Below are 12080 nucleotides of genomic sequence, written 5' to 3' on the forward strand. Positions count from 1 at the left end.
GACCCGGACATGGCGCCGATGCGGCATCGCCTGCTACGGGCGCTCGCCCAGCGCATCCAGTGGCGCAACGCGCTCAACGCCGCACGCGACCGCGCCGCGCAGTACGGAACGACGACAGATCTTTCGGCAACCAATGACCACGGGGAGGTGTCGCAGCGCGGCTGATCGATCGTCGGTGTTTGCGCCCAAGTGGCTGTCGCCGGCTCAAGTGGCGCTGCTGCTCGGGTTCGGGATCTCGAAGGTGAAGATGAAGATCGCGACTGGCGAGCTGCGATCGGTCAAGGACGGCAAGTACCGCCGGATTCTGCCCGAGTGGGTGGACGAGTACATCCGGGACCAGATCGAGCGGCAGGAGGCGGCCTGATGGCGAGTCGTGCGCGCGCCAACGGGGAGGGCTCGATCTACCCGTACCGCAACGGGTTCGCGGCGTACGTGTGGGTCACGAAGCCGGACGGCAAGCGCGGCCGGAAGTACGTCTACGGCAAGACGCGCGAAGAGGTCCACGACAAGTGGGTCAAGCTGCACGCCAAGGCGAACGACGGGCCGGTGGCGACGAAGACGCCCACGATCGGCTCGTAGGCGGCGTACTGGCTGGAGGAGATCGTCAAGCCGAACCTGTCGCCCGGCACGTACGTTGCGTACGAGGTGGCCTGTCGGCTGTACATCGTCCCGGGCCTCGGCAAGAAGAAGCTCAACCTGCCGTCGCGGGACGCGCAGACCTGGATCAACGAGGTCGCCCGGACCTGCCAGTGCTGCGCCCAGGGCCGTGACGCCCGCCGGATCAAGGGCAAGCGCCGCTGCTGCGCGCTCGGGCGGTGCTGCCGGTCCCTGCTGTCGCCGGCCTCGCTGGGACACATTCGGCGGACCCTGCGCTCGATGCTCGGCCAGGCGATGGTTGAGGACTCGGCAACTCGCAACGTGGCCAAGCACCTCCGGCTGCCGGTGTCGCGGCCCGCCCGGCGCAGTTCGTGGAGCACGGACGAGGCACGCAGGTTCCTGGAGTCGGCGCGGGAGGAAGGCGATCCGCTGTACGCCGCGTACGTCCTGGTCCTGGTCCTCGGGCTCCGCAAGGGCGAGATGCTGGGCCTGACCGACGACGCGATCGACTGGGCCGGCTGGGACCGGCGCTGCAAGGCGCACCATGAGGCGTTCTGCGTGGAGTGCGTCGCCGAGTACGAGGTGACCCTGCAGATTGATCGGCAACTGCAGCGGATCGGCACCGAGCTGCTGCACCGCGAGACGAAGACGCCCTTGTCTGATGCTGGCCTCCCTCTGCCGCCGATCTGCGCGGTTGCCCTTCGGCAACGTCACCTCGACGCCGAGCGAGACAGCACGGAGGCCGGCGACCTCTGGCTCGGGCTCCGGCTGCTGTTCACGACCCGGTTCGGGACGCCGATCGAGCCGAGGAACTTCAACCGGTACTGGGACCGGCGCTGCTACGCGGCCGGGGTACCGCGCATCACGGTCCGCGACGCCCGCCGGACGTGCGGCTCACTGCTGGCGGACCTGGACGTTCACCCGCGGGTGGCGATGCAGATCCTTCGGCACGCCAAGTTCTCGATCACTATGGAGATCTACACCCAAGTCTCCTCGAAGAAGACCCGGGACGCTCTCAAGCGGTTGGGCGCGAGCCTCGCGTAATCGGACGTGTCGGCTATGGGCGAGTTGCAACGTGCTGATCGTCCCAGCGCCCGCAGCCCGCCCGGGCACGGCATTGCCAATTGCCTTGCACAACGCGCGAACATAGAACAGTATGGTGGGTCGATCTGGTCGTTTTCAAACGATGGGAGCCCGATCCCTATGTCGACCTATACAAGCATCTTCGTCGACCACAAAGAGGTCTTCTCTTATCGTGATGAATTCCGCCAAGAATTCCGCCACCTATTTGCGCGAAAGGAGGTGCACGAACTTGTCGGACCTAAGGCGAGCCCATACGCTGTGACCTGCTATCCGCCGGAGGTCCTAGCTCTGAGCGACCCAGATCAAGTTTATGTGGTGATCTTGAAGGCTGCCGCGGAAGCCATCAGAGACCGCTTGAACGTTATTGGGGTCGGCCTCGATAGCGTCCAGCGAGTCTTCGAGGAAATGCGAGCCTCCGAAGAAGGTTCAGCGAGGTCTACACTTCACCACCTCACCGAGATGGGCGCAATATCCGCGGAAGACGAGGAAGCGCACCGGTCAACCATCGAGTACTACACGGATCTCAAGTTTGACGATTGGCTGGACGAGGTTACCGAGTTTGTCGGGGGCAAGCTGGCATCGCATAAGGTTGACTATCGCAACATGGGGCCGATGGAGCTTATATCCTCCATGGACGCCGGCACCGTACTCAGAACGATTGTGGAAGTGATTCCTCCGGGTTGCGAGGTAGCAGTCGATGCCACAGGCTTGAAGGAAAATGGCTGGCTTGATGATCAAGATGATTCATGGCCCGACTATGCAAACTTCTTCGGCGACCGGCTTGTAGCACCAATAATTCTTACAGAAGGCACGTTTGATACGCAGGTAATCTCACAGTCTCTGGCGATTCTGAAGCCCCACTTGGTCGAGTACGTGAGATTTCTCGATTTCACCATAGGCAACGAAGGCGGTGCGGCGGCAGCGGTACGGATGTTCAAAAGTTTTGCTGCCGCCGGTGTGGTCAACCGCGTCCTGCTACTGCTCGACAATGACAGCGCCGGGCGCGAGGCAGCATTGGCACTCAGGGGCGTCCCTCTTCCGAAGCACTACAGCGTGGTGCACTACCCGGATATCGATGTGGCAGATGCGTACCCAACGGTAGGTCCGCAGGGCAACTCGGAAATGAATGTGAATGGCCTAGCTGGCTCGATTGAGCTCTACCTCGGCAAGGACGTCCTTCGGACAGACACGGGTAGCCTGGTGCCCGTTCAGTGGAAAGGCTACATGGGAAAAGTGAATGCCTACCAGGGCGAGGTAATGGACAAAGGTAGGCTCCAAAAGGCATTCAGAGAGAAAGCCGCCGCCGCGTTGTCCGACGAAGATGCTGTGCAGTCTCAGGACTGGTCGGGTTTAAACGCAATACTGGAAGTAATTGTCGATACGCTCTCAAAGCCTAACCTTTGAGTGAGTGTTTCACTTGGACTCCATCGCCGCGTGGGGGGAGATGCTCGATTGGCTTGGCGAGCGATGGTCCGCGCGTCCGTATTCTCGGGCGACGGAGGTCAACGCCTCGACCGGATCGCGCCTGGGTCGATCCAGGCGCGCGCAGTTCTGGCTGGGCCAGGATGCACGGCAACGTGGTGACCTCAACGGCACGACGCACGGCTGCTGCACTTTGCTGCTGTACGAGCCCCGAAACGGGTGAGCCGGCGCCTGGGGCACCGGCTCTGACCTGGGAAACCTGTGGGCCGCCAGGGACTCGAACCCTGAACCTACGGATTAAAAGTCCGCAGCTCTGCCATTGAGCTAGCAGCCCGCGCATGACAGGGTACCTGCGCGCAGCCCATCGTTCCACGCAATACTCCCTGCCTAGCGTTTTTCCAGCTCAGGCCAAGTTAAGGCCATCAGCCTCGCAAGGTTGGTACCACCCCTCGTGGCCACCTGACGGACCGGAGTGCCAACAAGCGAGCAACCACGGAGCAACCGGGAGCCACCAGGGATCCGCTCCGGACGCTCCATGGTGCGCGGCACGCAATTGCCGGAGAGGTCCGCGCCGGGTGGTGTATCGCTGTGCCGCAGCACCGGTGCGGGATGCCCGCCCTCGCCGGCGGCCATGACGCGGCTGGCCGGCAACGGCATTGCCAGCCGTGCGAGCGCGTCGAGCAGGTCGGTCACGGCCCGGATGCTGATCCAGCCTCCGCCACCGAGCGGGCAACGGCCCGCCCGCACAGCGGCACCACCACCAGGCTTCACCATCGGCCGCGACTTGGCCACGGTTGCGTCCCAGGGATCGTCGTCACTCACCGCCCGTGCGACACCTGCCGCGGTGCCGCGCAGGAAGCCGTTCAGCGGTGTCCTGACTTCGGCGTTTTGGTCTGTTATGGGACGGTTGCGTGTAGCTTCGATACTGATTACTGATCACCGCTGGCCACGGGGGCATGGAATGCGGCCACCTGTCGCGCCGATGCGCGCCACACTCGCCGCCCAGCTACCGGATCCGGGCGGGCGTGGCACGGTCGTGTACGAGCCGAAATGGGACGGGTTCCGCGCCCTCGCCTTCGTGACCGCGGACCGGGTGGCGCTGCAGTCGCGGCAGGGCCGCACCCTGGCGCCCTACTTCCCGGACGTCACCCGGCTGCTGCGCGCCACGGTCCCGGCCGGCACGGTCCTGGACGGGGAGCTGATCGTCTGGGACGCCGACCGCGGCCGGACATCGTTCCCGGCGCTGCAGCGGCGCCTCGCCGCCGGCCGGCGAATGCTGGCCCAGACCCGCGCACTGCCCGCGCATTACGTCGCGTTCGACGTCCTCGCCGTCGCCGCGCACGGCGACCTGCTGCACTGGCCGCTGACCGCTCGCCGGGCGGTGTTGGAGGAACTGCTCGCCGCCGCGCCGGCACAGCTGCAACTGTGTCCGCAGACCCGCGACGTGGCGGTGGCCAAGGCGTGGATGCGCGACTGGCAGCCGGCCGGGGTGGAAGGGGTCGTGGTCAAGCCGACGGCCGGCCGGTACGTGCCGGGGCAGGCGGGCTGGGTGAAGGTCAAGACCCGCGACACCGTCGACGCGATCGTCGGCGGCGTGACCGGCAGCCTGACGGTCCCGCAGGTGTTGCTGCTGGGACGCTGGGACGAGCACGGCCGGCTGCGCTACCTCGGCCAGACACTGCCCGTGCCCGTGGACCGGCAGCCGGAACTCGCCGCCGCGCTGGCCCGGTTCGTCGCACCGGGCCGCCGTGGGCCGGTTCCGCATCCGTGGCCGAACCCGCTGCCCGGCTCGTGGACGGCATCGTTCACCGATCGGCGGCCGCTGCCGTATGTGCCGGTCCAGCCGACCGTCGTGGTCGAGGTCGAGACCGACACCGCGGTGGACGAGTTCACCGTTGCCGGCCCCGGCGACGCCCGGCGGCCGGCCCGCGGGGAGCTGGTGGTGGTGCGTTGGCGGCACCGGCCCAGATTCGTTCGGGTCCGAACAGACTTGTCGGTATACGACGTGGCGTAAGCGGCAGGCTTGTAGCCCGTACGTCGATGCCCGCTTGATGTACACCGCTGTCGTACGCGGCAGCGGTAACGCCAGCGGCCACGGGCAGTCATGCGTGAACGGAGACCTGGGGCCGGCAGCACCCGGCCCACCGACCGTGACGCCACCACGGTCGGCGCGACATGGCCGCAGTGCCCAGACCGGCGCCGAGTCACCGGAGCGGCGGAACGGCCGGGCCGGCGTCTGGGCCAACGTGTGGGGTCGTGGTTGGCTGGTCGGTCCAGCGGACCGGGAACGCGCCGACCTTCGCCTCGTGCCGTGGATCGCCGCCGGCGACGTGGCCGGCGGGCTTGGTGCAGTGCACGAGCAGGTCGCCGGTGGCGGTCAGTGTGCTCTTCGTGGCCGTGCAGGTCGTCGCGGTGGACTGGGTGTGCTCCATGCCGACGAACCGTACTCGAACATTCGTTCGAGTACACGTAATTGTCGGTGCCTGGCCTGCGGAAACGACCGGAACATCACCCACACGAACCCGTTGGGCGGTATGTCGAGGCTGCCCGATGTCGCCTACCAGGCCGGGTGGGTGCCGGCAGGGTCGGCGAGGTTGCCGCTTTGCGGCGGTGAGGACGGCCTCGGCTTGTCCGGTGTCGAGGTCGTCGACCACGTCGTCGCCGTGCACGACGCGGCACCACTCACGCTCGCGGTGGACTCGCAGCCGACGCGAGCAACTCCCCGAGCGCACGCCACAGCAGCCGAGCCTGCTCCAGCGTCAGGTCGTGGCCGTGCGGATCGGTGACGAGTTCCGGGTCGTCGGGATGCGAGTAGGCGACCGGCGTGCCGTGGCCGCTGTGTGCGCCGACGTGCGCCAGGCGTTGTTCCTGGATGCGCTCGGCGATGTCCATGGCAATCCCCAGCGCAACGGGATTGTCCTCGGCGGTCGCGAAGTCCAGTGCCATGAAGACTCGATCCCCACCACTGAGGCTGACCGTGAGTGCGGCACCCGAGATCGGGTCGCCGGGAACATGGTGTTCGACTGACCGGTGGCGGTGGCCCGTGCAGGCTGGGGGCCGGCGGACGCACCAGACCGGATGACGAGGCAGGTCGTCGGATCGTTCGCTTCTGTCGATCTGTGTCGTGACCACTGCGTCTCCTTGCTTTGGGACAACGGGGCGGACCTTGCAGCTTCAAAAGTGTTTCGCTCACCGCATCTGGGTCGGGTTCGCTCCTTCCCGCCCGAGCAGGCGGAATTGCCGCCGGAGTTACGCGCGGCAGCGTCAAAATAAGGCAGCTCGAGCAAGACGATCAACATGTTTGCAGAAGGTTGCAGGGGATCGAAGAAGCGGCAATCACGCCTGTAGCGAAACAAGATCACAGATCAAAACGTCCTGGTCGGCGTGCATGCAAATTCCTTGCCGGGTTCACTTGACTGATTGTCGATTTGCGATACAAGATTGCCACCGCAATCAACATCCTGCACACTTCTTGACAAGGAGAGAATCGATGCGTTTGACGTTCCTCGGCAAGGAATCCTTGCCGGACCAGTCGCCGACGCTCTACGCAACCGACCGCGGAACGTACGTCGTCCAGGGATGGATCGTGACCGACCCGACGGTCCTGGCCGGGATCGCGGTCGGCGACGACGAGACACTCGTACGTGTTCCCGCGAAGCTGCTCGAGCACCTCGCCAAGGACGGCCTGGACGGCGAGGTTGGCAACCACGTGCCGCCGATCGTCCACGTCCTGCAGGACGGGCAGTACATCGTCCGTGGACGTCGCGTGCTGGACCCCGAAGCGCTCGGACAGATGCATGTGCCCGACGATGAGACGTGTGTGGAAGTCGCTCGATCCGCCATGGCCGCACTGCTTGTCGGAGGCTGAATGAACAGCACGAGCTACGAGTTCCTGACCGACCAGTTCACCTCATTCCAGCGCGAAGCCGTCCACCTGGAGATGCGTGACGCCTACGGCACCGCCGCGGAGCTACCGCACCTTCGTGCCTGGCTCGCCGACGACCCCGGCGGCACCGAGTGGCTGGAACCATGGTTCGCCACCGTGCGAACCGCGACCCGGGCAGGCAAGACGTTCCGGCGGGCACGCATCGTCTCGGAACCCCTGTCCGACTACCAGCGGTGGGTGCGGGAACTGACCCACCTGTTCGTCGAGGCCGGCGAAGACACCCGGTGGGTACCGCGGCGGCGCGTGTCGACGATCGCACTGCCCGGCAACGACTTCTGGTTGTTCGACGACGAGCTGGTCATCTTCCTGATCTTCGCCGGGAACGGCCTGGTCGTCGACCGGCTCGCCACCACCGACCCGGACGCCATCCGCCTGTGCCGCTCGGCGTTCGACGCCGTATGGGACCTCGCCATCCCCGATCGTGACTACCACGCCCAGTAGCCCGGCCCAGCAAGCCCGCGAAGCGCTCGGCGCCCGGCTGCGTGAGCTACGCCGCGAGGCGGGCCTCACCGGCCGGGCCCTCGCCGAGCGCATCGGATGCCACCACACCAAGGTCAGCCGCATCGAACACGGCAGCCAAGCACCATCCGAAGCCAACATCCGCGCCTGGTGCCGTGTCTGCGACGCCGACGACCAGACAGCTGACCTGCTCGCAACCGCGCGGGGCGTCGAGTCGATGTACGTCGAATGGCGCCGGCGAGCCCGCAGCGGCATGACCCACCTGATGCTCGCCGCCGTGCCGCTCTACGAGAACACCACACTGTTCCGCATCTACGAGCACAGCGCCATCCCCGGCCCGTTCCAGACCACGGCGTACTCCGCGGCCGTACTGGAGTACTTCATCGACTTTCTGCAATTACCCAACGACGTCGAATCGGCCGTCGCCGCACGCATGCAACGCCAGCAGATCCTCTACAGCGGCGACCGTCGGCTCGTCGCGGTGATCGAGGAACAGGCGCTACGACACCAGGTCGGCTCACCCCACGTCATGGCCGAACAGCTCGACCGGCTGCTGGCCGTAATGTCGCTACCCCGCATCAGCCTTGGCGTCATCCCCCTCGACGCCGAACACCGGCCGCTGACCACCGTGGGCTTCTGGATCTACGACACCGCGCGGGTCGGCGTCGAGACACCCACCGCCAAACTCGACATCACCCAACCCAGCGAGGTACGGCTGTACTGCAAACAGTTCGAGCAACTGCAACAAACGGCGGTCTACGGGCCCGCAGCGCGGGCGCTGATCACCGACGCGATGCCCCCTTCACCAGGCCCGAACGGCTGGCTCGGCGACCAGGACCCCGGGCTCACACGTCGGGGATGAACCTTGGCCCGGCGCTCGGGCCCGGACCCGGCACCTGTACGCGCCGGACAGTGAGACGACCAGGAAGTGCGGCAGGCTTACCCTCACGGTCCCCGCGCGTCGCCGCGACCCGCAGCTGATGCGGCCGTTCGGGCTGTCGCGTACCGCGATTCGGTCGCAGCGGGGTCGCTACCATCCGGGCGTGGACAATGACGCCCTCGTGGCCCTGGCGGAGGAGATGCTCGCGCGGCCGTTCCCTGAGGGCCCGGCCGACTGCAGCGACTGGCTCATAGGCTTGGCGCAGAGCGGGCCGGAGGCCCACTTCGCGCCGATCGCGATGAGCGAGAGCCTGTACGAAACGCCCGCAGACTACGACGGCCGGATCGGCGAGCTGTGGCTGGAGGTCTGGAACGACTTCGAGCAGCGGCGCCTGCGCGCCGTCGCCGCGCTGACGGCGGCGTGGGGCCCGCCCCGGCTGCACTCGTTCCGGGCGGAATACGAGCGGGTGACGGGGAACGACGCCGACGTCTCGACGCTCGACTATAACCTCGCCATGTTCACCAGCGACGAGCAGTTCCCGGCCTGGCGACACGGCGACCGCATCGTGTGCCTGCTCCTCGGGCAGATGGACAAGGAGTTTCCGACCGTGCTGACGCTCGCCGTCATCGCTCGGCCGCCGTCGTGAGGCCGGCAATGGTGAGGACGCTGCGGCACCGACGAGACGAACAGGATCGGCCTTCGGGCCCCGACAGACGACCTGCCACGCGGTGGCGGGGGCCGATACAGGCCGATGCACGACGGTCCACGCACGCGCCGTTCGCAGTACTGACGGTCCGACCAGCTCCGCGCTGGCGCCCAGAGCGCGCCCGGGCCAGCCTGACCATCGACCATGCCGAGTGGCTCTAGCGAGCGCTGGGCGAACTGCTCGGGCAGGCACGAAGGGCCGAGCCTGCCGAATCCGGGACGACTCGACGATCCGTCGGGGCTCCAGCGCCAAACAGATGGACGCCGACCTGAGCAGTTGTGACGGCGGCCGACGCCGACCGCACGAAAAGCAACGATCCGATGCGGGTGCTCGTGCCGGACGGTGGGAGCGACACGAAACAGTCCCGCCACCCGGAATTCATCGCCATACATCTATTCATGTAAGCCGCCGAATTGCTGTCATGGACGCGTCCCCCGGCACCCCACGCCGGGCCGAACCAGCCGGAGCCTCCATGCGCATCCACAACCGCGCCGTCGCAGCCGCAGCCACCGTCGCCATTGCCCTCGCCTTCAGCGGCGTTGCCGTCGGCGCCACCCCCGGGACCGCCCTCGCCAGCACCTGCTCCCAGTCCTACCTGCCACTGCCCGACCCGCACTGCACCCCCGGCAGCTACAACCCCGACGTCACCCAGTCCACCATCAACAGCACGATCTGCGTGTCTGGGTGGACTGCCACCGTCCGCCCCCCGACCTCCTACACCAACCCCCTCAAGGCACAGGGCATCATCGACTACGGCTACGCCGACACGAACATGTCCGACTACGAGGAAGACCACCTCGTCCCCCTCGAACTCGGCGGCGCACCCCGCGACCCGGGCAACCTGTGGCCCGAGCCGCACTACGGAACCCAGACCGCCTACACCAAGGACGGCGTCGAAACGAAGCTGAAGAACGCCGTCTGCAGCGGCAAAATCACCCTGTCCGCGGCGCGCAACGCGATCCGCACCAACTGGACCACCGCACTGCAGGCGACCGGGATCGGCTGAGCATCACCCACGACTGGCACGAAGTATCACCGGCCCGCCCATGGCCTGAGCCAACGATGGGAGTAGGCGGCCCGGGCACCCCGTGGTCCGGGCCTCCTGCGAACTCGCACGCTGCGCCATCAACCCCCGCCCCGATCTGGCGCAGCGCGCCGAGAGGTCGCCAGAGTGGTGCGCCGACCCGTCGCCCCCGATGCCGGTCAGGCACGCAACGCCGATTGCCCACCGTGCCCGCCGCGAACTCGAGCACTGGGGGTGTACGCCCCCACCGCCTAACGGGGCGCGTAAGGCGGGGGGTATCGGGTTGCCCTCGGCGCTTACGATGCCGTCGTCGAGGACGGCACCGGACACCTCAAACCGCGATTAGTAAACCGCCGACGCGGGTCGCGGCGTGTCGATCCGCTCGACCTACTGGGGCACCGCCCCCGTTTCGCCTACGGCCCCCAACCTCCCCGGGCGCCGACACGGTGGACCGGACGTGTCGTCCGTACTGCTGGCCGCCACCACGAGAGCCCGGCGCCGCTGCCGACCTCGCGGGCTGTCCGTCCCGGACTACGGCCTCGCCACGGACGTCGATCCCGTCGGACGGCAGCACCGGGGGCGTGGTGATTTATTATGGCCATTTCCCCACATGGCTTTATCCGGTATGGTGCGGCCATGCACGCCATCAATGCGCGGCCGTTCGGGTTCCGTGACGTCGCGTCCACCCTGCGCGAGCAGATGCTCGATGGCACCCATCAACCCGGGGCACGGCTGCCCAGTGAAGCCGTGCTGGCCGACCAGTTCGGGTGCAGCCGGGACACCATCCGCGACGCGCTCGCGGTCCTCACCACCGAGGGATTCCTCGTTAAGCGACGCGGCCGGGCCACCACCGTCCGGCCGTACCCCCAGCGGACCACCGTGCCACTGCCCGCCGGCGCCACCGTCACCGCCCGGCCCATCACGCTGCCCGAGGCCGACGCCCTCGGCTGCGGCCCCGGCGTCGCGATACTCGAGGTGCGCGCTGGCGACGCCGAACCGGCGCTCTACCGAGGGGATCAACACATCCTCGCGATCCCGCCGGCCCTCGATTCGGAGCAGCGCTGATACTGGCCGGTCTGTGCAAGGTGTGGAACAGTGCGCCACATGCAGTCGATGTCCGTCACGTACCAGCGCAGGTACGGCTGCGTCTGGGCAGTGTTCCTGTCCACCGGGCAGCAGCTGACTGTCGAGGCCGGCGGCGATGAAGCCGGGCTGGCCGAGGCGCGGGCAGCGGCTCGCCGGCATGCAGCTGGCGCCGAGATCGTGGTGGAGCGGGTCGACACCAGCACCGGCGGCATCGACTGGCACGGGCTGCGGTTCGAGCCGCTCCCCACCACGTTCGGCAACACGGACCCGTCACCGGCCCAGCTCGACCAGCTCACCGCGTGCTGGCAGCACTACCGGACGAACCTGCCGCCGGACATGAGAATCGAGTTGTACGGCAACCGGGTCCGCATCGAGCCGGGCGCGTTCGGCGCCCGTTCGGGGCTGATCAACACACTTGGCCGGTTCCTGGCCGACGCCGCGCCCGACCAGCAGGAACTCGTGCTGGGGCCCCAGGTCCAGGGCCCGGATCACGCCCGGGAACAGCTCCGCCGAGCGTGCGCCCTGCCGGTACCGGACGGATTCATCCGGATCGTACAGGAACTGGCCGGCCTCGAGGAGGACGGCTCGATCGGCGCCATCTACCTCGTCCTCAAGGACCGCTGGGCCGCTGACCGGCCGTTCTAGGCGCCCGGCGAGGGACTGCGAACGATCTTCCGCAGGGGCCGAGTCCGCATATCGCAGGCGTCTGCGATCGTCCGTCGGCCCAGCAGCAGGAGGCTGAACAGACGCAGCCGGCGACCACCGGATCGGTTCCCCAATAACGGATCCGTTCAGCAGGGTGAAGTTCCGCCGAACCTTGGACTGGTACCGTCCGCGCATGCCGATCAAGGCCTACGCCGGCGCCGCTGCGTTCCCG

At 67.2% G+C, this 12080-nt stretch carries 14 protein-coding genes, 1 tRNA gene and 1 pseudogene; 12 read left to right on the forward strand and 4 right to left on the reverse strand.

All coding sequences use genetic code 11. The features are described from left to right. Positions 1-9: 9 nt before the first annotated feature. From ACGFI8_RS45650 to ACGFI8_RS45665, 4 genes and pseudogenes are all read left to right on the forward strand, one after another. Positions 10-165: a hypothetical protein gene (locus ACGFI8_RS45650; protein ID WP_392814792.1), complete on the forward strand. Its 156-nt coding sequence runs from the start codon at positions 10-12 to the stop codon at positions 163-165. Further along, positions 134-364, forward strand: a complete 231-nt coding sequence (locus ACGFI8_RS45655) for an excisionase family DNA-binding protein (protein WP_392814794.1) — start codon at positions 134-136, stop codon at positions 362-364. Before ACGFI8_RS45650 ends, ACGFI8_RS45655 begins: the two co-directional genes overlap by 32 nt. Further along, positions 364-1641, forward strand: a pseudogene (locus ACGFI8_RS45660) (tyrosine-type recombinase/integrase). The gene ACGFI8_RS45655 and the pseudogene ACGFI8_RS45660 overlap by 1 nt, the downstream one beginning before the upstream one ends. A 159-nt stretch (positions 1642-1800) precedes the next feature. Next, entirely contained in the window at positions 1801-3084 is a 1284-nt protein-coding gene (locus ACGFI8_RS45665; RefSeq protein WP_392814796.1) for a hypothetical protein, read from the forward strand. Positions 3085-3364: 280 nt separating this feature from the next. Here ACGFI8_RS45665 and ACGFI8_RS45670 read toward each other — a convergent pair. Together ACGFI8_RS45670 and ACGFI8_RS45675 are read right to left on the reverse strand one after the other, a co-directional pair. After that, a tRNA-Lys gene (locus tag ACGFI8_RS45670) sits at positions 3365-3436 on the reverse strand. A 53-nt stretch (positions 3437-3489) separates the two neighbouring features. After that, positions 3490-3795 (reverse strand): hypothetical protein, encoded by a 306-nt coding sequence (locus ACGFI8_RS45675; RefSeq protein ID WP_392814797.1) that lies wholly within the window; start codon positions 3793-3795, stop codon positions 3490-3492. 289 nt (positions 3796-4084) lie between these two features. On the opposite strand from ACGFI8_RS45675, the gene ACGFI8_RS45680 reads away from it, so the two are divergent. Continuing rightward, positions 4085-5116: an ATP-dependent DNA ligase gene (locus tag ACGFI8_RS45680; protein ID WP_392814800.1), complete on the forward strand. Its 1032-nt coding sequence runs from the start codon at positions 4085-4087 to the stop codon at positions 5114-5116. 190 nt (positions 5117-5306) lie between these two features. Here ACGFI8_RS45680 and ACGFI8_RS45685 read toward each other — a convergent pair whose 3' ends face one another. Both ACGFI8_RS45685 and ACGFI8_RS45690 read right to left on the reverse strand, forming a co-directional pair. Further along, positions 5307-5534 carry a hypothetical protein gene (locus ACGFI8_RS45685; protein WP_392814801.1) on the reverse strand — a complete coding sequence of 76 codons (228 nt, stop codon included), beginning with the start codon at positions 5532-5534 and terminating at the stop codon, positions 5307-5309. 250 nt (positions 5535-5784) lie between these two features. After that, positions 5785-6048, reverse strand: a complete 264-nt coding sequence (locus tag ACGFI8_RS45690; RefSeq protein ID WP_392814803.1) for a hypothetical protein — start codon at positions 6046-6048, stop codon at positions 5785-5787. A gap of 544 nt (positions 6049-6592) precedes the next feature. Here ACGFI8_RS45690 and ACGFI8_RS45695 point away from each other — a divergent pair. The 7 genes from ACGFI8_RS45695 (at position 6593) to ACGFI8_RS45725 (ending at position 11848) form a co-directional block, all read left to right on the forward strand. Beyond that, positions 6593-6970, forward strand: a complete 378-nt coding sequence (locus tag ACGFI8_RS45695) for a hypothetical protein (protein ID WP_392814806.1) — start codon at positions 6593-6595, stop codon at positions 6968-6970. Beyond that, positions 6971-7489 carry a DUF6879 family protein gene (locus ACGFI8_RS45700; protein WP_392814808.1) on the forward strand — a complete coding sequence of 173 codons (519 nt, stop codon included), beginning with the start codon at positions 6971-6973 and terminating at the stop codon, positions 7487-7489. Beyond that, a complete protein-coding gene (locus ACGFI8_RS45705) occupies positions 7470-8369 on the forward strand; it encodes a helix-turn-helix domain-containing protein (RefSeq protein ID WP_392814811.1) in 900 nt (299 codons plus the stop codon). Before ACGFI8_RS45700 ends, ACGFI8_RS45705 begins: the two co-directional genes overlap by 20 nt. Positions 8370-8550: 181 nt before the next feature. After that, the gene (locus ACGFI8_RS45710) at positions 8551-9033 is read left to right on the forward strand and encodes a hypothetical protein (protein ID WP_392814813.1); all 483 of its coding nucleotides are present in this window, start codon (positions 8551-8553) and stop codon (positions 9031-9033) included. Positions 9034-9565: 532 nt separating this feature from the next. Beyond that, positions 9566-10099 (forward strand): hypothetical protein, encoded by a 534-nt coding sequence (locus ACGFI8_RS45715; protein WP_392814816.1) that lies wholly within the window; start codon positions 9566-9568, stop codon positions 10097-10099. A gap of 654 nt (positions 10100-10753) precedes the next feature. Beyond that, positions 10754-11182: a GntR family transcriptional regulator gene (locus tag ACGFI8_RS45720; protein WP_392814818.1), complete on the forward strand. Its 429-nt coding sequence runs from the start codon at positions 10754-10756 to the stop codon at positions 11180-11182. Positions 11183-11221: 39 nt separating this feature from the next. Beyond that, the gene (locus ACGFI8_RS45725; protein ID WP_392814821.1) at positions 11222-11848 is read left to right on the forward strand and encodes a hypothetical protein; all 627 of its coding nucleotides are present in this window, start codon (positions 11222-11224) and stop codon (positions 11846-11848) included. Positions 11849-12080: the final 232 nt, after the last annotated feature.

This window comes from Dactylosporangium sp. NPDC048998 (assembly GCF_043197855.1).
GTDB lineage: Bacteria > Actinomycetota > Actinomycetes > Mycobacteriales > Micromonosporaceae > Dactylosporangium.